The 25360-nt window shown below is 72.3% G+C and carries 23 protein-coding genes and 1 tRNA gene; 11 read left to right on the forward strand and 13 right to left on the reverse strand.

Annotation, left to right across the window (positions count from 1 at the left end; translation table 11 throughout):
- Both ACZJYS_RS06135 and ACZJYS_RS06140 read left to right on the forward strand, forming a co-directional pair.
- Positions 1 to 1088: MotA/TolQ/ExbB proton channel family protein (locus tag ACZJYS_RS06135; RefSeq protein ID WP_493176504.1), on the forward strand; the 1088-nt coding region annotated here is incomplete at its 5' end.
- A 33-nt stretch (positions 1089 to 1121) separates the two neighbouring features.
- The gene (locus ACZJYS_RS06140; protein WP_493176506.1) at positions 1122 to 2924 is read left to right on the forward strand and encodes a peptidoglycan -binding protein; all 1803 of its coding nucleotides are present in this window, start codon (positions 1122 to 1124) and stop codon (positions 2922 to 2924) included.
- Positions 2925 to 2956: 32 nt separating this feature from the next.
- Here the strand turns inward: ACZJYS_RS06140 and ACZJYS_RS06145 are convergent.
- Both ACZJYS_RS06145 and ACZJYS_RS06150 read right to left on the reverse strand, forming a co-directional pair.
- Positions 2957 to 3038 (reverse strand) — tRNA-Leu (locus ACZJYS_RS06145).
- A gap of 83 nt (positions 3039 to 3121) precedes the next feature.
- Positions 3122 to 3748, reverse strand: a complete 627-nt coding sequence (locus tag ACZJYS_RS06150) for a glutathione S-transferase family protein (protein WP_493176508.1) — start codon at positions 3746 to 3748, stop codon at positions 3122 to 3124.
- 182 nt (positions 3749 to 3930) lie between these two features.
- Between ACZJYS_RS06150 and cysE the strand changes: the two genes are divergently transcribed.
- Genes cysE through ACZJYS_RS06165 form a run of 3 tightly spaced genes read left to right on the forward strand, consistent with a single transcriptional unit; the run spans position 3931 to position 5974 of the window.
- Positions 3931 to 4764 (forward strand): serine O-acetyltransferase, encoded by an 834-nt coding sequence (gene cysE / locus ACZJYS_RS06155; protein ID WP_493176510.1) that lies wholly within the window; start codon positions 3931 to 3933, stop codon positions 4762 to 4764.
- On the forward strand, positions 4764 to 5240 hold the full coding sequence (locus tag ACZJYS_RS06160; protein WP_493176512.1) for a disulfide bond formation protein B: 477 nt from the start codon (positions 4764 to 4766) through the stop codon (positions 5238 to 5240). The genes cysE and ACZJYS_RS06160 overlap by 1 nt, the downstream gene beginning before the upstream one ends.
- A gap of 53 nt (positions 5241 to 5293) precedes the next feature.
- Positions 5294 to 5974, forward strand: coding sequence for a hypothetical protein (locus ACZJYS_RS06165; protein WP_493176514.1), 681 nt, complete (start codon positions 5294 to 5296; stop codon positions 5972 to 5974).
- A 10-nt stretch (positions 5975 to 5984) separates the two neighbouring features.
- Here the strand turns inward: ACZJYS_RS06165 and ACZJYS_RS06170 are convergent, their stop codons facing one another.
- Together ACZJYS_RS06170 and ACZJYS_RS06175 are read right to left on the reverse strand one after the other, a co-directional pair.
- Positions 5985 to 6560: an HNH endonuclease gene (locus tag ACZJYS_RS06170; RefSeq protein ID WP_109515155.1), complete on the reverse strand. Its 576-nt coding sequence runs from the start codon at positions 6558 to 6560 to the stop codon at positions 5985 to 5987.
- Positions 6561 to 6722: 162 nt separating this feature from the next.
- The gene (locus tag ACZJYS_RS06175; RefSeq protein WP_109515154.1) at positions 6723 to 7391 is read right to left on the reverse strand and encodes an alpha/beta hydrolase; all 669 of its coding nucleotides are present in this window, start codon (positions 7389 to 7391) and stop codon (positions 6723 to 6725) included.
- A gap of 50 nt (positions 7392 to 7441) precedes the next feature.
- On the opposite strand from ACZJYS_RS06175, the gene gluQRS reads away from it, so the two are divergent.
- Positions 7442 to 8311: a tRNA glutamyl-Q(34) synthetase GluQRS gene (gene gluQRS / locus ACZJYS_RS06180; protein WP_493176544.1), complete on the forward strand. Its 870-nt coding sequence runs from the start codon at positions 7442 to 7444 to the stop codon at positions 8309 to 8311.
- A gap of 28 nt (positions 8312 to 8339) precedes the next feature.
- Here the strand turns inward: gluQRS and ACZJYS_RS06185 are convergent, their stop codons facing one another.
- The 3 genes from ACZJYS_RS06185 to ACZJYS_RS06195 form a co-directional block, all read right to left on the reverse strand.
- Positions 8340 to 9773: a mannose-1-phosphate guanylyltransferase/mannose-6-phosphate isomerase gene (locus tag ACZJYS_RS06185; protein WP_379634818.1), complete on the reverse strand. Its 1434-nt coding sequence runs from the start codon at positions 9771 to 9773 to the stop codon at positions 8340 to 8342.
- Between the two features lie 113 nt (positions 9774 to 9886).
- On the reverse strand, positions 9887 to 11389 hold the full coding sequence (locus ACZJYS_RS06190; RefSeq protein WP_379634820.1) for a tripartite tricarboxylate transporter permease: 1503 nt from the start codon (positions 11387 to 11389) through the stop codon (positions 9887 to 9889).
- Between the two features lie 15 nt (positions 11390 to 11404).
- Complete coding sequence (locus ACZJYS_RS06195) at positions 11405 to 11998, reverse strand: hypothetical protein (protein ID WP_109515151.1); 594 nt, start codon at positions 11996 to 11998, stop codon at positions 11405 to 11407.
- Between the two features lie 414 nt (positions 11999 to 12412).
- On the opposite strand from ACZJYS_RS06195, the gene ACZJYS_RS06200 reads away from it, so the two are divergent.
- Both ACZJYS_RS06200 and ACZJYS_RS06205 read left to right on the forward strand, forming a co-directional pair.
- Positions 12413 to 13612, forward strand: coding sequence for a M20 metallopeptidase family protein (locus tag ACZJYS_RS06200; RefSeq protein WP_493176517.1), 1200 nt, complete (start codon positions 12413 to 12415; stop codon positions 13610 to 13612).
- A gap of 18 nt (positions 13613 to 13630) precedes the next feature.
- Positions 13631 to 14617, forward strand: coding sequence for a ketopantoate reductase family protein (locus ACZJYS_RS06205; protein WP_493176519.1), 987 nt, complete (start codon positions 13631 to 13633; stop codon positions 14615 to 14617).
- On the opposite strand, the gene ACZJYS_RS06210 is transcribed toward ACZJYS_RS06205, so the two are convergent.
- On the reverse strand, positions 14596 to 15573 hold the full coding sequence (locus ACZJYS_RS06210) for a hypothetical protein (RefSeq protein ID WP_109515148.1): 978 nt from the start codon (positions 15571 to 15573) through the stop codon (positions 14596 to 14598). The genes ACZJYS_RS06205 and ACZJYS_RS06210 overlap by 22 nt on opposite strands.
- 31 nt (positions 15574 to 15604) lie before the next feature.
- On the opposite strand from ACZJYS_RS06210, the gene ACZJYS_RS06215 reads away from it, so the two are divergent.
- The gene (locus ACZJYS_RS06215) at positions 15605 to 16171 is read left to right on the forward strand and encodes a cytochrome b (RefSeq protein ID WP_493176521.1); all 567 of its coding nucleotides are present in this window, start codon (positions 15605 to 15607) and stop codon (positions 16169 to 16171) included.
- A gap of 19 nt (positions 16172 to 16190) precedes the next feature.
- Here ACZJYS_RS06215 and ACZJYS_RS06220 read toward each other — a convergent pair whose 3' ends face one another.
- A complete protein-coding gene (locus tag ACZJYS_RS06220; RefSeq protein WP_109515146.1) occupies positions 16191 to 16412 on the reverse strand; it encodes a hypothetical protein in 222 nt (73 codons plus the stop codon).
- A 139-nt stretch (positions 16413 to 16551) separates the two neighbouring features.
- Between ACZJYS_RS06220 and ACZJYS_RS06225 the strand changes: the two genes are divergently transcribed.
- Positions 16552 to 16884: a DUF1491 family protein gene (locus tag ACZJYS_RS06225; RefSeq protein ID WP_109515145.1), complete on the forward strand. Its 333-nt coding sequence runs from the start codon at positions 16552 to 16554 to the stop codon at positions 16882 to 16884.
- Between the two features lie 70 nt (positions 16885 to 16954).
- On the opposite strand, the gene ACZJYS_RS06230 is transcribed toward ACZJYS_RS06225, so the two are convergent.
- Both ACZJYS_RS06230 and ACZJYS_RS06235 read right to left on the reverse strand, forming a co-directional pair.
- The gene (locus tag ACZJYS_RS06230) at positions 16955 to 19426 is read right to left on the reverse strand and encodes a cellulase family glycosylhydrolase (protein ID WP_493176524.1); all 2472 of its coding nucleotides are present in this window, start codon (positions 19424 to 19426) and stop codon (positions 16955 to 16957) included.
- 144 nt (positions 19427 to 19570) lie between these two features.
- The gene (locus ACZJYS_RS06235; RefSeq protein WP_379636096.1) at positions 19571 to 20995 is read right to left on the reverse strand and encodes a M20 family metallopeptidase; all 1425 of its coding nucleotides are present in this window, start codon (positions 20993 to 20995) and stop codon (positions 19571 to 19573) included.
- A gap of 186 nt (positions 20996 to 21181) precedes the next feature.
- Here ACZJYS_RS06235 and ACZJYS_RS06240 point away from each other — a divergent pair, with 186 nt between their 5' ends.
- Positions 21182 to 21547: a hypothetical protein gene (locus tag ACZJYS_RS06240; protein ID WP_493176526.1), complete on the forward strand. Its 366-nt coding sequence runs from the start codon at positions 21182 to 21184 to the stop codon at positions 21545 to 21547.
- Positions 21548 to 21581: 34 nt separating this feature from the next.
- Here the strand turns inward: ACZJYS_RS06240 and mdoH are convergent, their stop codons facing one another.
- The gene (gene mdoH / locus ACZJYS_RS06245; protein WP_493176528.1) at positions 21582 to 23747 is read right to left on the reverse strand and encodes a glucans biosynthesis glucosyltransferase MdoH; all 2166 of its coding nucleotides are present in this window, start codon (positions 23745 to 23747) and stop codon (positions 21582 to 21584) included.
- Positions 23735 to 25246: an OpgD/OpgG family glucan biosynthesis protein gene (locus ACZJYS_RS06250; RefSeq protein WP_379651586.1), complete on the reverse strand. Its 1512-nt coding sequence runs from the start codon at positions 25244 to 25246 to the stop codon at positions 23735 to 23737. The genes mdoH and ACZJYS_RS06250 overlap by 13 nt, the downstream gene beginning before the upstream one ends.
- Positions 25247 to 25360: the final 114 nt, after the last annotated feature.

Consider the following 25360-nt stretch of genomic DNA (forward strand, 5'->3'; position numbering starts at 1 on the left):
CGGCCGAGCTGGCGCGCGCCTTCGCCGCCAACCCGCTGCTGAACGGCGTCATCCTGGCGGTGCTGCTGATCGGCGTGGCCTGGAACATCCGGCAGGTGCTGGCGCTGAAGCCGGAGGTGGAGTGGCTGGAGGGCTTCCGTGCCCCGCGCCCCGGCGCCGGCGGCGCCAACCGCCCCGCGCCGCGCCTGCTGGCGCCGATGGCCTCGATGTTCGCGGCGCGGCGCGGGGAGCGCCTCTCGCTCTCCGCCACGGCCATGCGCAGCGTGCTGGACGGCATCGCCTCCCGCCTCGACGAAAGCCGCGAGCTGTCGCGCTACATGACGGGGCTGTCGATCTTCCTCGGGCTGCTCGGCACCTTCTGGGGCCTGATCCTGACGATCGGCGCGGTGGCCGATGTCATCAACTCGATGTCGGTGGGCTCGGGCGACCTGAACCAGCTGTTCAACCAGCTCAAATCGGGGCTGGCGCAGCCGCTCACCGGCATGGGGGTGGCGTTCTCCTCCTCCATGCTGGGCCTTGCCGGCGCGCTGGTGCTGGGCTTCCTCGACCTCACCGCCGGGCAGGCGCAGAGCCGCTTCTACTCCGAGCTGGAGGAATGGCTGGCCGGCGTCACCCGCCTCTCCTCCGGCGTGCTGGGCGGGGATGGCGAGGCGGGCGGCTCCGTGCCCGCCTATGTGCAGGCGCTGCTGGAGCAGAATGCCGAGAACCTCGAGAACCTGCAGCGCATCATGGCGCGCGGCGAGGAGAGCCGGGCCGCCTCCTCCCAGGCGCTGCACACCCTGACCGAGCGGCTCTCGATCATGGCCGAGCAGATGCGTGCCAACCAGGTGCTGATGCAGCGCATGGCCGAGGCGCAGTCCGGCCTCGCCCCCACCCTGGCGCGCCTGGCCGAGGCGCAGACTCATGCACAGACGCACGGGGCGCTGGACGATGCCTCGCGCGCGCATCTGCGCAACCTGGAGGTCTACATGGCCCGGCTGGTGGAGGACCTGGCCCAGGGCCGCGCCCAGTCCACCGCCGAGATCCGCGGCGAGATCAAGATCCTCGCCCGCACCATCGCCGCGCTGGCCGAGGAAGGCCCGCGATGATTCCGACCCTCCCGCGCGGCGGGCGCTGAGGCCATGGCGCTCGGACGGCGCGGCCCGCGCGAGGGCATGAACGCCTGGCCCGGCTATGTGGACGCGCTCTCCACCCTGCTGATGGTCATCATCTTCGTGCTGCTGGTCTTCGTGCTGGCGCAGGGCTTCCTCTCCGTCGCCCTCTCCTCGCGGGACCAGGCGCTGGACCGCCTGAACCGGCAGGTGGCCGAGCTGGCCGAGATGCTGGCGCTGGAGCGCGGCCAGGGCGAGGAGCTGCGCGCCAATCTCGGCCGGCTGACCGAGGAGCTGCGCCTCGCCGCAACGGCGCGCGACGCCGCCCTCTCGCAGCTCTCCGGCCTGCGCGACGAGCGCGAGCGCGGCACGGCCGACCGTGAGGCGCTGCGTGCCGAGCGCGACCGCCTCGCCGCCCGGCTGGCCGACCTGGAGCTTTCCGCCGGCGGCGCCGCCAGCCGCATCGCCAGCCTGGAGGAGCGGCTGGCCGAGGCGCTGTCCCGCGCCGAGGCGATGGGCGGCAACACCGCGCAGACGCTGCGCGACCTGACCGCGGCCCGCCGTGCCCTGGCCACCGAGCGTGGCATGCTGGAGGCCACCCGCGCCCAGCTGGCCGAGGCCCAGGCGCGTGCCGGCGGCGCCGAGCAGGCACGCGACCGCAACGCCGCCGAGCTGGCCGAGGCGCGCCGCCAGCTTGCGGAAACGCAGCAGGCCGTGGCCACGCTGCGCCAGGAGATGGAGGCGCTCAACCGCACCGTGGCGGCCGACCGCGCCACCATCGAGGCAAGGCTGGCCGATCTTGCCCGCCTGACACAGCAGATCCAGCAGCTGACGGCGCTGCGCGACGAGCTGGAACGCCGTGCCGCCGAGGCCCTGGCACGGGCGGGCGCCGAGGAGCGCGCGCGCAGCGCCGCCGAACAGCTTGCGCGCGGCGAGGCCGAGCAGCGCCAGCGCGCCGAGGCGGCCACCCGCGCCGCCGAGGCGGCCCGCCAGCAGGCCGAAGCCACCGCCGCCCAGGCCAACCAGGCCCGCCAACAGGCCGAGGCCACCGCAGCCCAGGCCAACCAGGCACGCCAGCAGGCCGAGGCCACCGCCGCCCAGGCCAACCAGGCCCGCCAGCAGGCCGAGGCCGCCGCCGCCCAGGCCGCCCAGGCCCGCCAGCAGGCCGAGGCCGCCAGCGGCGAGCATGTCCGGCTGGCCGAGAGCGCGCGCGCCCAGGTGGCGCTGCTGACCCAGCAGCTCGCCACGCTGCGCGCGGAACTGTCCCGCATCGCCGCGCTGCTGGATGCCGAGGAGCAGTCGGGGCGCGACAAGGACGCGCAGATCAGCCAGCTCGGCCAGCGGCTGAACGCCGCCCTCGCCGCGCGGGTGGAGGAATTGCAGCGCTACCGCAGCGACTTCTTCGGCCGCCTGCGCGAGGTGCTGGGCGACCGGCCGGAGATCCGCACCGTCGGCGACCGCTTCGTGTTCCAGAGCGAGGTGCTCTTCCCCGTGGGCAGCGCCGAGTTGTCCGGCGCCGGGCAGCAGCAACTCCGCGCCCTGGCGCAGGTGCTGCTCGACGTCAGCCGCCGCTTCCCGCCCGACCTGCCCTGGGTGCTGCGCGTCGATGGCCATGCCGACCGCAACCCGATCCGCGGCGGGCGCTTCGCCAGCAACTGGGAGCTGTCGGCGGCGCGCGCCATCGCCGTGGCGCAGTTGCTGATCGCCGAGGGCCTGCCGGCCAACCGCGTGGCGGCGACCGCCTTCGGCGAGCACCAGCCGATCGACGAGGGCGATTCGGCCGAGGCGATGGCCCGCAACCGCCGCATCGAGCTGCGCCTGACAGACCGCTGAGGCCGGACCGCCGAGACTGGGAAGAACCTGATTGCGAGAGGCGGGACTCGAACCCGCATGACCTGAGGTCGGACGATTTTGAGTCGTCTGCGTCTACCGTTCCGCCACTCTCGCGCGCGGTGCGGCCCCTCCTGTAGCGCAAGCCGGCGGCGGCGTCACGCGGTTGCGCGCCGCCGCCACGCTTCAGGCGGCGCGCCTCAGGTCATCGGCACCATCACGTGCCGCGCGAAGCCGGGGCGCCCGGCCAGGGTGCCGTACCAGCGGCGCAGCTCCGGCAGCTCCGGCCGCTCGATCGGCAGGGCGTGCCAGCGATGCGCGAAGATGCCGAGCACGATGTCGGCCAGGGTGAAGGTGTCGCCCTCGATGAAGGCGCGGCCCTCCAGCTGGCGGTCCAGCAGGGCCCACAGCTCCGCCGCCTGCCGCCGCGCCGCCTCGGCGGCGGACCAGTCCCGCTCCGGCTCGGGGATGCGGACATGGGTGAAGAACAGCGTAGTCATCGGCTTCGAGAGATGCGCGAGCTGCCAGTCCATCCAGCGCTCGATGCCGGCGCGGGCGCGTGGCGCGTCCGGGTAGAGGGCGGCCGCGCCCGGCGTGGTGCTGGCCAGGTAGCGCAGGATGGTGTTGCTCTCCCACACCGCCCAGCCATCCGGCTCCTCCAGCGTCGGCACCAGGGACATGGGGTTCTTCGCGGTGTAGCCGGCCTCCCGCGTCACGCCGAAGGCGCCGCCGGCGTCCCGCCGCTCGTAATCCAGCCCCGTCTCCGCGCAGAACCAGAGCAGCTTCATGACGTTGCTGCTGTTGGCGCGGCCCCAGATGATCGGCATGCGGTGCTTCCCCTCCCCGGATGATGCGGGGCGGCACGGTATGCGTGGCACGCCAGCCGGTCCAGCCTGCGTGGCGCTTGACCCCGGGCGTCGGCGGCGCGACGTTCCGGCTCCAGGCCCCCCTCCGTCCCGGCGCCCCTCCGGCCGTGCCCGGGCGGCGGCCCGCCCGTCCAGGAGCCCGCATGAACCAGTCCGTCCCCCAGCCCTTCCCCCTCCGCGACGCGGCCGGCCTGCTGGACCCTGTCTGGAGCCGAATCCGGCAGGAGGCGGAGGCGGCCGCGGCGCAGGAGCCGGAGCTGGCCGGCTTCCTGCACGCCGCCGTGCTGCAGCACGAGAGCCTGGAATCTGCCCTGGCCAGCCGCGTCGCCGCCCGGCTCGACCATGCCGACCTGCCCGCTGCCCTGCTGCGCCGCAGCCTGGAGCGCTTCCTGGAAGAGGACCCGGCGCTGCGCGAGGCAGTGCGCAGCGACATCATGGCGGTGGTGGACCGCGACCCGGCCACCTCCCGCGCGCTGGAGCCGCTGCTCTACTACAAGGGCTTCCACGCCCTCACCACGCACCGCATGGCGCATATCCTGTGGCGGCAGGGGCGGCGCGACCTGGCGCTGTGGCTGCAGTCACGCAGTTCCGTGGTGTTCCAGACGGACATCCACCCGGCGGTGCGGATCGGCCGCGGCATCTTCCTCGACCACGCCACGGGCCTCGTGGTGGGCGAGACGGCGCTGATCGAGGACGATGTCTCGCTGCTGCAGGGCGTGACGCTCGGCGGCACCGGCAAGGAGGGCGGCGACCGCCACCCCAAGATCCGCCGCGGCGTGATGATCGGCGCCGGCGCCAAGGTGCTGGGCAATATCGAGGTGGGCGCCTGCGCCCGCATCGCCGCCGGCTCGGTGGTGCTGAAGCCGGTGCCCTCCTGCACCACCGTGGCGGGGGTGCCGGCCCGCGTGGTGGGCCAGGCCGGCTGCGCCGAGCCGGCCCGCGCCATGGACCAGATGCTGGACCCCGCCGAGGATTGATGCGCCGCCTCCTGCCGACCCCGCTGGCCGTGGCGGCGCTGGCCGCCGCCGCGCCGCTCCTCGCCATGGCCACCGAGCGCTGGGGCGGGCTGAACCCCTGCCTGCTCTGCCTGTGGCAGCGCTGGCCCTACTGGGCGGGCGCCGCGCTGGCGCTGCTCGGCCTGCTGCTGCCGCGCCGGCTGATGCTGGCGCTGGCGGGGCTGGCCATCCTCGGCTCCGCTGCCGCCGCGGCCGTGCATGTGGGGGTGGAGGCCAAGTGGTGGCCCTCCCCCCTGCCCGGCTGCGCCGCGCCCACCGCCGGCGGCGCCCGCAGCGTGGAGGAGCTGATGAACAGCCTCGCCGCCGCGCCCGCCAAGCCCTGCGACGAGCCGACCTATCTCATCCCCGGCCTGCCGGTCTCGATGGCCGGGATGAACCTGATCTACGCGCTGGGGCTGGCGGGGCTGGCCTTCGCCGGGGCGCGGCAGCGGGGCTGACACGTCTCCCGCGAAGTGCGAGAAGGATTTCCTCCATACCACCGGGGCGTTCCATGTTGCGCTACCTTTTCCTCCCCGCCCTGGTGATGCTGTTGCAGGGCTGCGCCGTGGCGGGGACGCAGGGCACCCTGCCGCAGCAGCGCCTCGCAGACCGGCTGCCGCCGCGCATCGGCGACTTCGCGCGGCAGGAGGTGGCAGCGATCGACGGCAATTCCGGCAATCTGCGCATCCGCTACGCCGAGCAGGCGCAGGGGGCCTGGGCCTCGGTGTTCGTGCTGAGGCCGCCCGGCGCGCCGCTGCCCGACGGTGCCGGCTCGGAGGCGGTGCGGCAGGATGTCGCGGAGGCCGCCCTTGTCATCAGCCTCTACGCCGCCGCCCAGCCTGGCACCCGGATCGAGCGCGGCCCGGATTTCAGCATGACCGCGCAGGGCAAGGCGGTGCCCAGCCTGCGTTGCGCGGAGTTCCGGATGGGAACCCCGCAGACCCCCGTGCTGAAGCGCGAGATGGTGTGCAGCAGCGGCGTCGAGGGGATGCTGGTGCGCGTCCGTGCCACTGTCCGGCACAATCCGAAGGATATGGACCCGGCGCATCTCTACCTCAGCGGCTTCTCCGGCCGGGTGACGGAGCTTATGCGCGGGGCGGCGCAGCCCACGGCGGCGGAGAGCGGCCCGCCCGCGCGGCCGGCCGCAGGCACGCCCGAGGCGCCGTTGTCCGGCCCGCTGCAGCGGCTTTGAGGCGCGCCGCTCAGCTCTCCAGCTCGGTGTCCCAGTAGAGGTAGTCGCGCCAGCTCTCATGCAGGTAGTTGGGCGGGAACATCCGCCCGTTGTCCTGCAATTCCCACCCTGTCGGCTGGCGCGGCGTGCAGCGGGGGAACATGCGGATCTCCTGCGGCAGCTTCGAGCCCTTGCGCAGGTTGCACGGGCCGCAGGCGGTGACGACGTTCTCCCAGCTGGTGCGGCCGCCCCGGCTACGCGGGATCACATGGTCGAAGGTCAGCTCCTGGGTCGGCCGTTCCTCGCCGCAATAGACGCAGGAGAAACCGTCGCGCAGGAAGACGTTGAACCGCGTGAAGGCCGGGCGCCGCGCCGAGGGGATGTAATCCTTCAGGGCGATGACGCTGGGCAGGCGGATGGTGTGGCGCGGCGAGCGCACCGAGGTCTCGTATTCCGACAGCACCGAGACGCGGTCGAGATAGACCGCCTTCACCGCGTCCTGCCAGGACCACAGCGAGAGCGGAAAATAGGACAGCGGACGAAAATCCGCGTTCAGCACCAAGGCCGGGAAGCCGCCGGGAGATCCTCCCAGGCTTCCCGCAGACATCCCGTCAGGCAAGCGCCGCTCCTTTCAAGCTGCGCGCATCAACCGCTGGGGCCGGACCGGGCGGGCAGGCCCCAGATATCGTGGCGCCGCCGGTGTGCACGGGATTCATGCCAGCCCCGCGCGGCCGGTGCAACCTCCGGCCGCGCGGGTTTCACCACGCTGTCATGCGCCGGGGCCGAGCCGGGCCGCGGCGCGCTGCAAAAACAGGGCGCCGGCGGAGAGCCCCGCATCGTCGATGCCATGCGCCAGGCGCGGGCAATAGAGCGCCTCCACCGGCACGCCGGCGGCCTTGAGGGCGGATTCGGCGGCGCGGCTGCTGGCGGCGGGCACCACCTCGTCCACCTCGCCATGCACCAGCAGCACCTCGGGCCGGCCGGCGATCTCGTCCGGCAGCAGCTCCTCGCCGATCAGCCGGCCGGAATAGGCCATGATGCCGGCCGGCGCGGCCTTGCGGCGCAGCCCGGTGAACAGCGCCATCATCGCGCCCTGGCTGAAGCCCATCAGCACCACGGCGCTCTCCGGCAGGCCGGCGGCGGCGGCCTCGCGGGCGATCAGCTCGTCGAGCAGCGGGCGGGCGGCCTGGGCGCCGGCCAGCAGCGGCGCCGGGCGGCGGTCGGCCAGGCTGAACCACTGGCGGCCATAGGGCCCGCCCTCGCAGGGCTGCGGCGCGTGCGGCGAGACGAACAGCGCCTCCGGCACCGCCTGCGCCCAGTGCGGCGCGAGGTCGATCAGGTCGTTGCCATCGGCGCCATAGCCGTGCAGCAGCAGCACGAGCAGCTTCGGCGCGCCCCCTGCCTTCGGTCCCCAACGCGGTCCATCGAGTGCGGCCATGCGGCATCCCCTTGCTGCGATCCGGCCGCATCCGCTACGCGCGATCGGCCATGGCCGCAACCACCGTCACCCGCTTCGCGCCCAGCCCCACGGGGCGCCTGCATCTCGGCCACGCGCACAGCGCCCTGCTGGGCTGGCGCATCGCCCGCGAATCGGGCGGGCGCTTCCTGCTGCGCATCGAGGATATCGACCCCCTGCGCTGCCGCCCGGACTTCACCGCCGGCATCCTGGAGGATCTGGCCTGGCTGGGGCTGGACTGGGACGGGCCGGTGCGGGTGCAATCCGCCCACCTGCCGGAATATGGCGCCACGCTGGCGCGGCTCTCGGGGATGGGCCTGCTCTACCCCTGCTTCTGCACCCGCGCCGACATCGCGCGCGAGGTGGCGGCGATCGGCCACGCGCCGCACGGGCCGGACGGGCTGCTCTACCCCGGCACCTGCCGCCGCCTGGGCGCGGCCGAGCGGGCGGCGCGAATCGCCGCCGGCGAGCCCTACGCGCTGCGGCTGGACATGGCGGCGGCGCTGCGGCGGGTGGCGCGCCCCCTCGCCTTCCTGGAGCTGGGCCTGGAGGGCGGCCCGCGCCGGCTGCGCTGCGACCCGGCGCGCTTCGGCGACGTGGTGCTGGCGCGCAAGGACATCCCCGCCTCCTACCATCTCTGCGTGACGCAGGACGACGCGCTGCAGGGCGTGACGCTGGTGACACGGGCGGAAGACCTGCGGCCGGCGACCGACCTGCACCGGCTGCTGCAGGCGCTGCTGGGCTGGCCGGCGCCGCGCTACCGCCACCACCCGCTGCTCACGGGGCCGGACGGAAAGCGCCTCTCGAAACGCGACAACGCCCCCACCCTGGCGGCGCTGCGCGAGGCGGGCCACAGCCCGGCGGCGGTGCGGGCGATGGCCGAAGGGGCGGCGCCGGGCTGATCCGCCCCGCGCGGCCGGAAGCCGGCCCTCAGGTGCGGCCGTAGGTGTCCTCGAAGCGGACGATGTCGTCCTCGCCGAGATAGGAGCCCGACTGCACCTCGATCAGGGTGAGCGGGATCATGCCCGGGTTCTCCATGCGGTGCACGCAGCCGAGCGGCAGGTAGATGGATTCGTTCTCGCGCAGCATGATCCGCTCCGCGTCGCGCTCGACGATGGCGGTGCCGGCCACCACCACCCAGTGCTCGGCACGGTGGAAGTGCTTCTGCAGGGAAAGCTTGGCGCCGGGCTTGACCGAGATCTTCTTCACCTGGAAGCGGTCGCCCTTGATCAGCCCCTCATAGTGGCCCCAGGGGCGGTACATGCGGCGGTGCTCGGTGGCCTCCTTGCGGTTGGCCGCCTTGAGCTGCTCCAGCAGCTTCTTCACGTCCTGGGCGCGGTCGCGGTGCATGGCCAGCACGGCGTCGTCCGTCACCACCACCACCGCATCCTCCAGCCCGACGACGCCGGTCAGGATGCCCTCGGTGCGGACGTAGCAGTTGCGGGCCTGGTACAGCTCCACCGGGCCATGGGTCGCGTTGCCCTGGGCATCCTTGGGCGAGACCTCCCACAGCGCCGCCCAGGAGCCGACATCGGACCAGCCGAGATCGGCGGGCACCACGGCGGCGTGGCTGGTCTTCTCCATCACCGCGTAGTCGATGGAGATGTCCGGCGCGCGGGCGAAGGCCGCGGGGTCGAGGCGGATGAAGTCGAGATCGCGCGTGGCGCCTTCCACCGCGCCGCGCACCGCCGCCAGCAGCTCGGGCGCCAGGCGCTCCAGCTCGGCCAGCAGGGTGGCCGCGGTGGCCACGAACATGCCCGAGTTCCAGAGATGGCTGCCGCCGGCCAGGAAGCGGGCGGCGGTCTCGGCGTCGGGCTTCTCGACGAAGCGGCTCACGGCGGAGACGCCGTCAAGGCCCTCCAGCGGGGCGCCGCTTTCGATGTAGCCGTAGCCGGTCTCGGGCGTGGTCGGCTTCATGCCGAAGGTGACGATACGGCCGGCCCGCGCGGCCTCGGCGGCCTTGGCGAGGGCGGCGTGCATGGCGGGGGTGTCGCCGATGGCGGCATCGGCCGGCATCAGCCACAGCACGCTGCGCGTGTCGTCCTCATGCGCCAGCAGCGCCGCGGCGGCGATGGCGGGGGCGCTGTTGCGGGCCATCGGCTCGAGCACGATGCGCGGATTCTCGATCCGCGCCTCGCGCAGCTGCTCGGCCACCAGGAAGCGATGCTCCTGGTTGGAGATGATCAGCGGATCGGCAAAGGCCGGGCCGACGGCACGCCTCGCCGTCTCCTGCAGCATCGTCTGCTGTGACAGCAGGGGCCAGAACTGCTTGGGAAACCCTTCGCGGGACAGCGGCCAGAGACGGCTGCCCGTCCCGCCGCACAACACCACCGGCACGATCCGATGCTGCCCCGTTTCCGCCATTTGCGCCGCTCCGTTCGTCAATGTGAGGCCAGCATAAGGAACGGCCTAGAAAAGAAAAGCCGTCCTGAGCAATTGACCCAGAACGGCCATAAAAGCTGTAACTGTTTACAGGATCAGCCGGCCATCGCCTCTTCTTTCTTCTTGCGCAGGCCGGGCAGCAGCATCAGGCCGAGGGCCAGGGCGCAGATCGCCAGCAGCACGCCGCTGATCGGGCGCTCGACGAAGACCATCGGATCGCCGCGGGAGAGCAGCATGGCGCGGCGCAGGTGCTCCTCCATCATCGGGCCGAGCACGAAGCCCACCAGCAGCGGCGCCGGCTCCATCTTGATCTTGGCAAAGATGTAGCCAAGGATCGCGAAGAACACCGTCTGATAGACGCCGAAGACGCTGTTGTTGATCGAATACACGCCGATCGCGCAGAAAGTCAGGATCGCCGGGTACATGTACTTGTAGGGTACCTGCAGCAGCTTCACCCACATGCCGATCAGCGGCAGGTTGATGACCAGCAGCATCAGGTTGCCGATCCACATGGAGCAGATCAGGCCCCAGAACAGGTCCGGCTGGCTCTCCACCATGCGGGGACCCGGCTGGATGCCCTGGATGATCAGCGCGCCCACCATCAGCGCCATGACGGCGTTGGAAGGGATGCCGAGCGTCAGCAGCGGGATGAAGGAGGTCTGCGCCGCGGCGTTGTTGGCGGCTTCCGGCCCGGCCACGCCCTCGATGGCGCCGTTGCCGAAGTCGGCCTTACCGCGCGACATCTTCCGCTCCATCATGTAGGAGCCGAAGGAGGCCAGCGAGGCGCCGCCACCGGGCAGGATGCCCAGCGCCGAGCCCAGCACCGTGCCGCGCAGCACCGACGGGGTGGCGCGCTTCCACTCCTCCTTGGTGAGGAACAGGCTGCCCACCTTGGTGGAGAGCACGCTGCGGACCTCGGGGCGCTCCAGGTTCAGGATGATCTCGGCGATGCCGAAGACGCCCATCGCCATGGCGGCGAAGTCCAGCCCGTCCGACAGCTCAGGGATGCCGAAGGTGAAGCGCTGCTGGCCGGTCTGCACGTCGGTGCCGACCAGGCCGAGCGCCACGCCCAGCACCACCATGCCGATCGACTTGACGACCGATCCCTGTGCCAGCACCGAGGAGATGACGAGGCCGAGCAGCATCAGCGAGAAGTAGTCCGCCGGGCCGAAGGAGAGCGCGATGCTCGTCAGCAGCGGGCCGGAGGCGGCGACCAGGATGGTGGCGATGGAACCGGCGAAGAAGGAGCCCAGCGCCGAGATGGCCAGTGCCGCGCCGGCGCGGCCGTTGCGCGCCATCTTGTAGCCTTCCAGCGTCGTCACCACCGAGGAGACCTCGCCCGGCAGGTTCAGCAGGATGGCCGTCGTCGAGCCGCCATACTGCGCGCCGTAGTAGATGCCGGCGAGCATGATCATGGCGGTGGTGGCCGGCTGGCCGAAGGTGATCGGCAGCAGCAGCGAGATGGTGGCGACCGGGCCGATGCCCGGCAGCACGCCGATGGCCGTGCCGATCAGGGCGCCGAGCAGCGCGAACAGCACGTTGTCGATGCTGAGCGCGACGCTGAAGCCGTGGGCCAGATTGGCGAAAAGCAGTTCCATGGGTTTCCGGGCGCCTCAGAAGGTCGGCCAAACGCTGACGCGGATGTCCAGCTCGTAGATGAACACCCACCAGCAGAGCGCGAGCAGGAAGACGACACAGCCCAGCACGCCGAGCGGACGGTGCTTGGGCTCGGCCAGGGCCGCCACCACCACCATCGCGGTGATGGCCAGGAACAGGCCGCCCTGCTCCAGCAGCACGCCGAAGACCGTCATGCCCGCCAGCACCAGCGCCAGCTTGCGCCAGCCCGGGCTGACGGCCGCGACCGCGAAGCCGATGAGCAGCGAGATACCCAGCGCGTACCAGTTGGCCGAGAGGGCCGGCATCGCCGCCAGGAAGGGGTAGGCCACCAGCACGACGCCGATGGCGATGGCCAGGGTGACGAAATCAAGCTTGGTCCACTTCTCCAGCGGATCCGAGCCGCCGCGCAGCGAGATCGCCAGCACGATCGCGCCGAGGCCCAGTTCCAGCCAGAACACCAGCATCGGCATGTAGCCGGGGCCCATGCGCCGCGCCGAGCCAAGCGTGTGCTCGGTGTTCAGCCATAAGCCAATAACTGCCAGCGCCACCAGTAACAGACCGGAGGCGAGGTCTTTCGCATTGATCCTCATGCCGATTCCTTCTTGAACCCACGCGCCGCAGGCACGCGCCCTTGTTTCTTCGGAGAGCGGAATAAGCGAGCCGCGAGGGCTGCCGCTGGATACGCGGGTGCCCTGCCTCCGCCGGAGCCGGGACAGGGCCGCACGCGGGCGGGACGATGGTCAGGCCATCATGCCAGCCGGCTTGCAGCATCTTTGCGAGCAAGGCCGTCGGCATTTCCAGCCAGCGGCCTCCTCAGTCCGCATTGCGGTTATGGCCTGCCCCTCGCATCCTCCCCCCAGGCGCTGAATGGAGCGGCAACCTATGGCACCGGAACACATCGGGGCAAGGCACCAGATATTCATTAATAAAAGTTCATGAATGTTGCAGCGCAATATACTTCCGAAAGAGTGCCGGCCCGCTGGCAAAATGGGACAATCCAGAGCATGACAAACGAATTTCTGTTCAATGACCCGGGGCAGTGGCTACATGAGCGGGCCCTGGAGCAGATCGGCCGCCTCATCGCTTTGCGGCGCGATATTCACGCCCACCCCGAACTCGCCTTTGAAGAGACACGCACGGCAGGCCTTGTCGCGGCGGAGTTGAGCCGCCTCGGCATCACCCACCGCATCGGCGTGGGCCGCACCGGCGTGCTGGGCGTGATCGAGGGCGAGCGGCCCGGCCCGACGCTGGCCATCCGCGCCGACATGGACGCGCTGCCGATCCATGAGGAGACGGGCCTGGCCTATGCCAGCACCGTGGCGGGCAAGATGCATGCCTGCGGGCACGACATCCACACCGTCACCCTGCTCGGCGTCGCCGGGCTGCTGAAGGAGCTGGCGCCGCGCCTGGCGGGGCGCGTGGTGCTGGTGTTCCAGCCGGCCGAGGAGACGCTGGAGGGCGCCGCCGCCATGATCGCCGACGGCGCGGCGGATGGCATCGACATGGCGCTGGGCTTCCACAACCACCCGGACATGCCGGTCGGCCGCTTCGGCTATGTGCGGGGTGCCTGCCTGGCGGCGGCCGACCGCTTCGACCTCGTCATCCGCGGCAAGTCCGGCCACGCGGCGCACCCCTACGCGGCGGTGGACCCGATCGTGGCGGCGGCGCATTTCGTCACCCAGGCGCAGACCGTGGTCTCGCGCGAAGTGAAGCCGCTGCACCCGGCGGTGGTCACCATCGGGCAGTCGGTGGGCGGCACCACCTATAATATCATCCCCGAGCGCGTGGCGCTGAAGGGCTCCGTCCGCACCCTGCACGCCGCGGCGCGCGATACCGCCGAGGCGGCGTTGCGCCGGCTGGCGCAGGGCCTCGAGACCGGCTTCCGCGTGCAGGCCAGCATGGACTACCAGCGCATGGTGCCCGCCCTGGTGAACGACGACCGGGTGCTGGACCCGGCGCTCGCCGCGCTCGGCGCGCAGTTCGGCGACGGTCTGGTCGCGGAGGGCGAGCCGAGCATGGGGTCGGAGGATTTCTCCGCCTTCGCCAGCCGTGTGCCGGCCTTCCAGCTGCGCATCGGCTCCGGCGCGCCGGGCCGCAGCGATGCCCTGCACAATGCCGGCTACCAGCCGGATGAAGGCTGCATCCCCGCCGGAGTCGAGGCGCTCTCGCGCATCGCGCTCGACCTGCTGTCGCGCCCTGCGTGAACCGGAGCTAAAATCGACATGAAGATCTGTGTATTCGGCGCCGGCGCCATCGGTGGCCATGTCGCCGCCCGCCTGGCGCTGGGCGGCGCCGAGACCAGCGTGGTGGCGCGAGGGCCGCAACTCGCCGCCATCCAGCGCGACGGCCTGACCATCGAGGCGCCGGACGCCACCCACACGGTGCGCGTCGCCGCCGGCACCGCCGCCGAGCTCGGCCCGCAGGATGCAGTGATCGTCACCGTCAAAGGGCCCTCCCTGCCGCAGGTGGCCGAGGCGATCGGGCCGCTGCTCGGACCGGAGACCACGGTGGCCTTCGTCATGAACGGCATCCCGTGGTGGTATTTCGACCGCCATGGCGGCCCGCTGGACGGCCGCCGCCTGCCCGCCATCGACCCGGGCGACGCGGTGCGCGAGGCCATCGGCGTGGAGCGCACCCTGGGCGGCGTGGTCTATTCCGCCTGCACCGTCATCCGCCCCGGCGTGATCAAGGTGGAGCACGCCAACAACCGGGTGATCCTGGGCGAGGTGGATGGCAGCCCCTCCCCGCGCGCCCAGGCCATTGCCGACGTGCTGACGCGGGGCGGCATCTCGGGCGAGGTAACGGAGGCCATCCGGCGCGAGGTGTGGGCGAAGCTGATGGGCAATCTCAGCCAGGGTCCCTTCACCATCCTCTCCCGCCAGGGCATCGGCGGCACGCTGGCGGACCCGGCGGTGCGCGCCGCCATCCTGCGGGCGATGCGCGAATCGATGGCGGTCGCCGCAGCGCTCGGCCACCCCTTCGAGTACGACCTGGAGAAGCGCGTCGCCGCCTCCTCCAAGCTCGCCCACAAGCCCTCCATCCTGCAGGACCTGGAATTGGGGCGGCCGATGGAGGTGGAGGCGCTGTTCCGCACGCCGCTGGAACTCGCCCGCATGGCGGGGGTGGAGACGCCGACGCTCGACCTCTCCGTGGCGCTGGCGACCCAGGCCGCCACGGCCGCCGGGCTCTACGCGCCGCCCGCCGGCTGAGGCGCCGGCCCCGCCGCCACTCCGGCCGGGGTGGCGGCGGCCGGCAGGGCCGTCTGCCCCAGCACCCAGCCTTCCCAGCGCCGCACCCAGGGGTCCTCCGGCACGAAATCCGGCCGCGCGCCATCCAGCACGCCGATCAGGCAGAGCAGGCCGAGCAGGCTGTCGAACCGGTCCTCGCCGGCGGCATCGGTGCCGCAGCCGCCCAGCACCACCTGCTCCAGCACGCGGGAGGGCCGCATGCCGCGCCGCGCCATGGCGAGCAGGAGGGAGGGCCCGGTGGCGCGCCGCGCCTCGTGGTCGCGCTTGCTGCCGGGCAGGACGATGCCGAGATGCCGCATCGCCTCGGCCGGGTACACCTCGGCCAGCACGGCGTGGCCGGGCTCCAGCAATTCCAGCAGCCCGCCCTGGAACGGCCAGAAGCGCAGCCGCGCGCCCACCGCCAGGGCCGGCGCCAGCCAGTCCCGCCAGGCGGCGATGGCCGCCTTGCCGGACTGGTTGGCCCCCAGCGTCCAGAACACCGGCGCGCCGGCCGGGCGCTCGGCCGTGGCCAGGTCGCACAGCCGGCAGAGGCCGGCGGCGTCCGGCAGGCCGAGGGCGCGGGCATGGGCCAGCCGCGTCATGCCCTTCAGCCCGCGCGCCGGGTAGAAGGGGCGCTCGGGCGAGACGGTCTCCAGCGTCGGACTGACCAGGAAGAAATCCGGCGAGGCGTGCAGCCCGCGCAGGAAGTGGCAGAAATCCCGCTCCGGCCGCCCGGCGGCGAAGCCGCGCGGCAGGCCCAGCGGCAGGTCGAGCCCGAGCGCCAGCGGCACGCCCTCGGCCAGCAGCCCGGCCACCAGCCCGGCGGGGTCGCCCACCGGGCGCGGCGCCTCGGCGCGCCACTGCCCGCCGCGCCGTCGTGCAATGCTGACCCAGCGCTTGCGCGGATCGATGCTCCAATCCGCATGCGCCGCGATCATTGAGGTATCGTCGTTCGCCGGAGAAAGCCGCATGCCCTACACCCGCACCGCACGCCTGCTGCACTGGGCCACCGCGCTGGCTGTGCTGGCCATCGCCGTGCTGGGCCTCTGGATCGCCTGGGCGCCGCCGCAGGAGGAGGCCCTCAAGCTTCGTCTCTACAACATTCACGAGAGCCTCGGCATCAGCGTCCTGCTGCTGACGCTGCTGCGCCTGGTCTGGCGCCGCCGCCACCCGCCGCCGCCGATCCACCCGCCGCCGCCGGCGCTGCTGCACCGCGCCGCCTTCGCCACCCATGCCGCGCTCTACGCGCTGCTGCTGGCCATGCCGGTGGTGGGGTTCCTGGCCACCAATGCCTGGGGCTTCCCGCTGCGCTGGTTCGGGCTCATCCCCCTCCCCAGCCCGCTCGGCCGGCACGAGGCCCTGGCCCCGCTGCTGACCGCCCTGCATGGCTGGATGGCCCTGGCGCTGGGCCTGCTGGTGGCGCTGCACGCCGCCGCCGCCCTCTGGCACCACTGGGGCCGGGGCGACGACACGCTGCGGCGCATGCTGCCGGGCCTGCCCCCGCCCGGCGGCACGCGACCGGCGGCCCGGGGCTGAAGGCTGCCCGCGGTGCGGCTCAGCCGATCGGCTTCTGCGCCCGCTCCAGCAGGCGGGCGAAGAAGCCGGGCTTCTTCACCGGCTCGGCGGCCTTGGCCGTGCGCGCGGCCAGGGCCTCGCGGTCCTGCGTCTTCATCGACAGCCACTTCTCCAGGCTCACGCCCGCCTTGGCGGCGCGCTTCGCCTCATAGGCCCGCTGCCCCTCGGTCATCCGCACCGGCTGCTGCACCTTGCCCGTCATGTCCTGTTCCTCTTGCCCCGGCCATCCCGGCCTGCCGCCGGGGGTGAATGCCGCGCCGCGCGCCGGCCCGCAAGCGCTTCCCCCGCACCCCCCGCAAAGGGGCTTGCATGAGCATGGCGAGGCATGACCCTCTGCCGCCATGGAAGCAAAAGTCAAAGCCGGCCTCTGGGCCCAGATGGCGCTGCGGCTGGCCGACATGGCCGGGCAGCCCGGCATGGTGCTGCGCAAGGGAGACCCGGATTCGGGCGGCATCCTGTGCGTGCTGCGGGGGCGGGAAGGCTGCGTGGTGCTGAGCCAGGCGCGCGACGGCGAGGGCCGCCCGGCCTGGATGCGCGGCACCGGCCCCGCGCCGGTGCCGGAGCCGGTGGCGGAAGCCTATGTGGAGCGGCAGGTGAAGCGCGACCCGGATCTCTGGGTGCTGGAGTTCGAGACGCCGGACCTGCAGCCGCCCTTCGAGGCGAAGATCCTCTGACAGCGGGAGCCGGAGGGAGTCCCTCCCCGGCTCCCTCCCCTCCCTTCCGCGCCGAGGCCGGCAGGCCGGCTCAGAGCACCAGGTCGAGCGAGGCCAGGGCACCGGCGCCCTGGCCCAGGAAGCCGAAGCTGACCGTGGCATCCTCGGCGATGCCGCCATTCCAGGCGGCGTTGCGGATCACGTAGCCGGCGGCATCGTGCGAGACGATCTCGGCGTTCCAGATCTGCGTGATCTCGTAGGGCGTGTCGATCCGCAGCTGCCAGCCCTGCACCGCGCCGCTGCCCTCGTTGGTCAGCGCGACGCTGGCCTGGAAGCCGCCGGCCCAGGCGTTCACCACCGAGACGCTGCCCTCCAGGCCGCCATCCTCGACCGGCGGCGGGGGTGGCGGCGGCGGGGGCGGCGGCGCCACCGCATCGTCATCCAGGATGGTGCCGGTGCCGCTCATGTCGCCGGCCGTGGCGCCGCGCGGGTTGGAGAGGACGACCGAAAAAGTCTCATCCGCCTCATGCAGCACATCGGCGGCGATGGCGACGGCGATGGTCCTGCTGGTCTCCCCCGCCTCGAAGCGCAGCGTGCCCGCGGCGGCGGTGAAGTCGGCCAGGCCCGCGGTGCCGGGCTGCGTGGCCCAGTCCACCAGCACCGCCTCCGCCGCCGGGGCGGAAAGCGTGACAGTGAAGAGCATGGTCCGGCCGCCGCCATCCGTCTCCCCGCCGGCCGGCAGGTCGCCAAGGTCGAACTGCAACGGCTCGAGCCATTGCATCTTGGCCTCGATCACCGTGCGCCAGTCATCGGCCAGGATGCCGCCGGTGTCGCCGGAATTCGGGTTCCAGGACCACCAGGTCCAGCTCGCGCCCTGCTGGCCGGCGGCGATGTCGCGGTCGCCATCCAGGTCGAGGTCGCCCGAGAGGTAGCCGGTGATCGCCTCCAGCCAGAGCAGGTCCTTCGGGTCCTGCAGCTTGGTGCCGAACTCGCCGAGCAGCACGGGGGCGATGTTCTCGCGGTAGAGATAGCCCCACATCTGGTCGAACTTGGCCGCCAGCTGCGTCTCGAAGCCGGGCTGCTGGAACCAGGGCTGGGCATGGATGGAATTCGGGTAGTCATGCGCCGAGTAGACCAGCTTGTCGGCCACGGCGAGCTGGATCGGGCGGTCCCGCGCGCCCATCAGGTTGCCGCCCCACCAGTAGTTGCTGCCCTGGTAGGTGCCGATGCCCTCGACGATGATCAGCCAGTCCGGATTGGCGGCGAGCACGGCATTGCCCGCCCGCTCGGCCGCCGCCGCCCAGTCATTGGCGCCGCCGCCACCCCAGTTGCCGTTGTAGGGCTCGTTGTGCAGATCGGCGCCGACCACGGCCGGCTTGCCCGCATAGCGGGCCGCCAGCATCGACCAGTCGGCGATCCACTGCGCCTCGGAATAGCCCGCCTCGTACCACAGCCCGTTGCCGGAGGTGCCGGCGCCGGCGCTGTTGCGGTGATGGTCGAGGATGATGCGCAGCCCGATCTGGCCGGCGTAGTCGATGATGCGGTCCATCACCTGCAGGCCGGAGAGGCCCTGCAGCTCGGGGCTCTTCGAGAAGTCGATGCCGCTGGGCGCGGCGTTGCTGTGCAGCAGCTCGGAGGAGAAAGGCAGGCGGATGGTGTTGAAGCCCTCCGCCTTCATCTGGTCCATCATCTCCTTGTAGCCGCGCGCCCAGAGGCCGTGCGGCGCCAGGTTGGCCGATTCCAGGCCGAACCAGTTCACCCCCGCCAGCTTCACCGCCTGCCCGGCGGCGTCGACGATCTGGTTGCCCCGCGTGCTGAGCGCACCGGCCGCCCCGCCGCCACCGCCCGTGCCGGCCGGGTCGCCCTCCACCACGCTGGCATCGCCGATGTCGAGGCGCGGCGGCGGCGGGGCGGTGTCGTCGTTGCGGATGGTGCCGGCGGCCTCGGCATCGGCCAGAGTCGCGCCGGAGGGAGCGGAGAGGCGCAGCAGCAGCGTCTCGTCCGTCTCCACCGCCATGTCGCCCAGCACCTTCACCCGGATGGTCCTGCTGGTCTCGCCGGCAGCGAAGGTCAGCTGCCCTTGCAGCGCGGTGTAGTCCACGCCGGCGGCTGCGGTGCCATCGGTGGTGGCGTAGTTCACCGTCACCGCCGTTGCGGCGGCGCGGTCCAGCGTCACGGTGAAGACCAGCTCCCGCGTGCCATCCCCGCCTTCCATCACGCTGGCATCGGTGATGGAGAGGGTGGGCGGCGTGTCGCCACCCGTCGTGGGCATGCCGTTCAGGCTCAGGCCCTGGGGCAGGCTGGCGGCGCTGCCGGCCGCCTGGAAGCCCAGGCTGACGGTGCCATCGGGCGGCACCACCGCGTTCCAGCTCAGGCTGCGCAGCACATACCGGGTGCCGACATGGCTGACGATCTCGGCGCCCCAGAGATTGGTGATCTCGAATCCGGCATCGAAGGCGATGGTCCAGCCATTCAGCCCTCCTGCCCCGCCCTGCACCGCAAGATTGCCGATGAAGCCGCCGCTCCACTGGTTGGACACGCTGTAGGTGAGGGTTGATGCCACGGGCATCGTCTCCGCCGGTGAATGGTGCGGCCACCATATCCGAAGCGAAGGACCGGATCGAACCTTTAGATTTTATTACGAGGCGTGTTTATCGCGCCTGGAGCGATCCGACGGCGCGTGGCCGCCGGACCTCGCCGCCCGGCTTCAGCCGGGCATGGCCATCTTCACCGGCGGCTTCAGCTCCGGCGGCAGCGGGCAGACATAGGGGGTCGCCTCGGTGCGCGCGGCGTGGTCGGCCTTGGCGCGGGCGATCAGCGACGGGTCGCGCAGCGCCTCGACGGCGACGCCCGCCATCACCTTCGCCACATGCACCATGCCCTTGTGCGCGATGCCCGACTTGCCCTGCGCCGTGAGCTGCCAGCTATGCCCCGGCGTGCCGATGGCATAGGTGGCACCGCGCGCCTGCACGGTGGGCACCGCCCAGGAGACGTCGCCCACATCGGTGGAGCCCACCATGGCCGCGCCCTTGGCCTCGAGCGGGATGATCTGGTCGGCCAGCGGCACGCCCTTGCGCACCGGCACGCCCATCCGCTTGAAGGCGCTGGCGATGTCCTCGTCCGAGAGGGTCTTCTGGAACTCGGCGGCCAGAGCGCGGTCCTCGTCGTCGAAGGGCGGCGGGCCGAGATGCTCCAGCTGGTCCTGCATGGCGCGCTCCAGCGGCGTGTTGGCCAGCAGGTTGGAGACGGCGGAGACCACCTTGGTGGTCACGCTGGTCTCGGTCATCAGCGCCGCGCCGTCGCCGATCTTGCGCACGCGGGCGATCAGCGCCTGCAGCCCCGGCAGGTCGGTGGCGCGGATCAGGTAGCGCACCTTGGCCGTGCCCTGCACCACGTTCGGCGCGATGCCGCCGGCGTCGAGATAGGCGTAGTGGATGCGCGCGTCGCTCGGCATGTGCTCGCGCATGTAGTTGACGCCGACATTCATCAGCTCGACGGCATCAAGCGCCGAGCGCCCGAGATGCGGCGCGGCGGCGGCATGGCTGGAGCGGCCGACGAAGGAGAAGTCGATGCGGCAATTGGCCAGCGAGTTCGCCTCGTTCACCGCGGCGAAGGGCGCCGGGTGCCAGGAGATGGCGATGTCCACGTCCCGGAAGCAGCCCTCGCGCACCATGAAGGCCTTGGCGGCGCCGCCCTCCTCGGCCGGGCAGCCATAGTAGCGCACGCGGCCCTTGATGCCGTTCTTCTCCAGGTAGTCCTTCACCGCCGTGGCCGCCAGCATGGCGCCGGCGCCGAGCAGGTTGTGGCCGCAGCCATGGCCCACCCCGTCACCGGGCAGCGGGCGATGCTCGGCCACGCCGGCTTCCTGGCTGAGGCCCGGCAGCGCGTCATACTCGCCGAGGATGGCGATGACCGGGCCTTCCTCGCCCGCCTCTCCCATCACTGCGGTCGGGATGCCGGCGAGCTCGGTGGTGACGCGGAAGCCATGCGCCTCCAGCGCCGCCTTGTGCTCGGCGGCGGAGCGGAACTCGGCATAGGCCAGCTCCGGCATGCCCCAGACGCGGTCGCTCAGCTCGATGAAGGCGTCCTGATGCGCCTCGACCAGGCGCCAGATTTCCTCGGTGTTGTGCATCGCCACCCCCTCGTTCCGATTGGTGGCCGTCAAACTGCGTCCGGGGCGGCGGCTTGTCGAGGCCCGCGGCCCGCCCAGGCCGGGTCGGCGGCCGTTCATCCTTTCCTAACCGCGTTCTCATAGGCTGCGCGGACGCTGAATTCTGAGATGGATGGCCCGAGGGCCGCAGGGCGGGGAGCCCCTCTCATGTTCGACATTGTCATCCGCGCCCATGGCTTCGTCGCCGCCGGCCACGCGGCCGGTGCCGAGACGCGCCGCGCCGAGCAGCGCCGCGCCCTGGCGGCCCGGCACGTCGCCGCCACCAGCCAGACGGATGGCGAGCATGGGGGCGGCGGCAATGCGGGCGGCGGCAACACGGGCGCCGGCACCGGCCGGCGCGCCCCGGCCGAATCCGCCTTCCAGATGCTGGAAGGACCGGCCGATGGAGGAGATCTCGGCGAGGCGGCCCCGCTCGCCGCCATCGCCACGATCCAGCGCAGCTACCAGGCCGACGGCAGCGCCGGCCATGAAAGGCAGGAGCGGGTGGAGGACAGCCTCGACATCCTGGGATGAGCGGCTCGCCCGGCGCCTCCCGGACACCGCCGGCTCAGGGCTGGCCGGCCGCCAGGGCCTCCAGCCGGCGCAGGCCGCGCGCATCGGCCAGCACGGCGGCCAGCTCGGCCCGCGGCAGGCGGGTGGCCTCCGCCAGGCTCTCCGCCTCCTCCAGCCGCGCGAGGCCCAGTAGCAGCGCCGTGTCCAGCGGGTCGAGGCGCGGGCGGCGTGGCGGCGGCAGCATGCCCCGGTGCGCCTCCAGCAGCGCCGGCTCGCGGAACAGGCGCAGCACATCCGGCTCCGGCGCCGCCGCCGTCAGCTCCTGCTGAAGCTGGCGGGCGCGGGCCAGCACGGCGGGGGTCTCCCGCTCCTCCGGCGTCAGCAGCAGGCCGAGGCGCCGCAGCCCGACGCCGATGTCGCGCCGCGCCGTCAGCGCCGCCAGCGGGATGGCCAGCGCCAGCCCCAGCACGACGGGCGACATCCACAGCGCCAGATAGGGCGAGACCAGCCAGGCGGCGCCGCCGAAGGCCAGGCCGAACAGCGTGTGCCGCCAGTAGAGCCGCGCCACCTGCCCGAGCGGCAGGCTGCCATCGTCCCGCCGCTGCGCGTTCCAGCCGGAGTCGCGGCCGAGCAGGATGCCCACCACATCGACGGACTGGGTCAGCATCGTCACCGGCGCCAGCAGGCCGGCCACCAGCGTCTCCACCAGTATCGAGAGGAAGGCGCGGATGGCGCCGCCGCTGCCGCGCCGGTCCCGCGCGTGGAACAGCAGCGCGAACCACGCCATCAGCTTCGGCGCCAGCAGCAGCGCCATGGTGCCGATGAACACCCACATGGCGCGCACCGGATCGACCACCGGCCAGTCGGGGAAGAGGCTGGGGCCGGCGGGGAAGTATTCGGGGCGGATGAAGCGTGCCTGGATGGCCAGCACGACGCCCATCACCAGGAACAGCAGCCAGATCGGCGCGGTGATGTAGCTGCCGATGCCGGTGAGCAGGTGCAGCCGGCTGACCCAGTGCAGCCCGCGCGCCGGCAGCACCGACGCGTGCTGCAAATTGCCCTGGCACCAGCGCCGGTCGCGGATGGCGAGGTCCATCAGCGAGGGCGGGCTCTCCTCATAGGTGCCGCGCAGCCAGGGCACCATGTGGATGGCCCAGCCGGCACGCCGCATCAGCGCCGCCTCGACGAAATCGTGGCTCATGATGTGGCCGCCGAAGGGCTTGCGGCCGTGCAGCTCCGGCAGGCCGGCCGCATCGGCGAAGGCGCGGGTGCGGATGATGGCGTTGTGGCCCCAGTAATTGCCCTCTGCCCCGTGCCACCAGGCGATGCCTTCGGCGATCAGCGGGCCATAGACGCGGCCGGCGAATTGCTGCATCCGCGCGAACAGCGTGTTGCCGCCGGCGATGATCGGCAGGGTCTGGATCAGCCCCACATCCGGGTGGCGCTCCATGGCGTCGGCCAGGCGCAGGATGGTGTCGGCCTCCATGACGCTGTCGGCGTCGAGCACCAGCATCTGCGGGTAGGCATCGCCCCAGCGGCGCACCCAGTCGGCGATGTTGCCGGCCTTGCGCTCCGTGTTCTTCGCGCGGCGGCGGTAGAAGATGCGGCCATGGTCGCCCGTGCGCTCGCGCAGGGCCAGGAAGGCGGCCTCCTCGGCCACCCAGATCTCGGGCTGGGTGGTGTCGCTGAGGATGAAGATGTCGAACCGCTCCAGCGCGCCGGCGGCGGCGAGCGATTCATGGATCGCCTGGAGGCCCGCCATGACGCGGGAGGGGTCCTCGTTGTAGGTCGGCATCAGCAGCGCGGTCTTCACGCCGGGCATCGGCGGCGGGCCATCGGGGGCGATGCCGAGCCGCCGGTCCGGCCCCGCCAGCAGGCGCAGGAAGCCGCACACCGCGCTGCTGAAGGACAGCGCGATCCAGGCGAACAGCACCACGAACAGCACCAGCACGATGCCCTGCAGGGCGGTGGGCTTGCCGCTGCCCAGCACCAGCCACATCTCGCGCGCGGCGAAGGCGGTGAGCGCGATCGCCGCGCCGATCACCAGCAGCCGCCGCAGCCAGACCAGCGTCAGCTGCGAGGGGCGGCCGCCCGGCCGCACCGTGGGGCGCGCGCGGAGCGACTGCACCGGCATCGCCAGCGGCGCCTCCGGCGGCAGGGCCCGCCAGCCCTCCTCTCCAGGCGCCGGAGGGGCGGCAGCCGGCCGCGTCACGCCGTCCATCGGTACAGCAGCGTCTCGGCCACCGCCTCGGGGCCGGCCTTCAGCTCGGCGCGCAGCTCGACGGCGCGCGCATCGCCGGGGAACAGGTCGAAGCTGATGCGCCAGCCCTGGGTCTCCGGGTTGCGCTGCACCACCACGTTGCGGACCTCGCCGCGGCTGGCCGTCACCAGCGCCTCGGGCTTCGCATCCGGCGCCAGGTTGTCCAGCGCGCCGCCGGTGGCGTCGATGACGAAGAGCCGCCCGCCCTGTGTCCAGGAGGCGCCGGAGCGGGTGGACATCAGCCGGCCCAGCTCCGGGCTGCCCGGCGCCTCGTCGCACCAGTGCAGGCGGAAGGTGTAGCGGTACTCGCCCTTGGCGCGCAGCGGGTCCTTCGGGCGCCAGAAGGCGACGATGTTGTCGTGGATCTCGCCGCTGGTCGGGATCTCGACCAGCTGCACCGCCCCCTCCCCCCAGTCGCCGATCGGCTCCACCCAGAGGCTTGGGCGCTTCTCGTAGCGTGCCTCCAGGTCCTCGTAGCTGTCGAAATCCCGCCGCCGCTGCATCAGGCCGAAGCCGCGCGGGTTGACGTCGCCGAAGGCGGAGAGCTGCAGGTCGCGCGGGTTGTTCAGCGGGCGCCAGACGCGCTCGCCGCGGCCCGTGAACATCAGCAGCCCGTCGGAATCATGCACCGCCGGGCGCCAGTCGTCGCGCCCCGCCCGGTTCAGCGGCGAGAACCAGAACATGCTGGTCAACGGCGCGACGCCGGCCGTCGCCATGTCCACGCGCGGGAAGATGGTGGATTCCACGTCGAACAGCGTGACGCGGCCGGGACGGATGCCGAAGCGGAAGGCCGCGGCGCAGGAGGGGCTGTCGAGCAGGGCGTGGACGGTGATGGCGTTCACCCCCTCGCGCGGGCGCTCGATCCAGAAGGCGCGGAAGAGCGGGAACTCCTCGCCCTTCGGGTCGGCCGTGCCGATCGCCAGGCCACGCGCCGAGAGGCCGTAGATCTGGCCGCGCGCCACGGCGCGGAAGTAGCTGGCGCCGAGGAAGGCGCAGACCTCGTCGTAATACTCCGCCCTGTTGATCGGCGCGTGCAGGCGGAAGCCGGCGAAGCCGAGATCCTCCGCCGCCGGGCGCGGCATGTTCTGGAAGTCGAACAGCTCGGGGCTGTAGCGGATGGGCCGCGCCATGCCGCCCGCCACCTCGTACATGTCCACGCGCGACTTGTAGAGGAAGCCGCGGTGGAACATCTGCGCCTGGAAGGGCAGCCCGCCCTCGCGCCACAGCGCCTGCGCCGGGCGGTAGCGGATGTCGCGGTACTGGTCGTAGGTCAGGTCGGTGAGGCCCGAGGGAAGGCCGTCGGGCGGCGCCTTGTAGGGCTGCTGCGCCAGGCGCCGCGCCGTCTCGCGCACCGTGCCGGGGTCGAAGGGCGTCTCGTCGGGACCTGCCGCCTGGGCCGCGGACAGATGGGTCGTCTCCTCCGCCAGGAAGACGGTGGAGAGGGACAAGGCGGCGAGCATGGCGTCGCGGCGGTTCACAGCAGGCAACTCCCTTTCCGGCGGCGACCAGCGAACGCGCGGGGCGGCGGCGGGTTGCGCGCCCGGCCCCGCTGACGCTGACCGGCCCCGATCAGG

The organism is Roseomonas sp. TS2 (assembly GCF_058833935.1).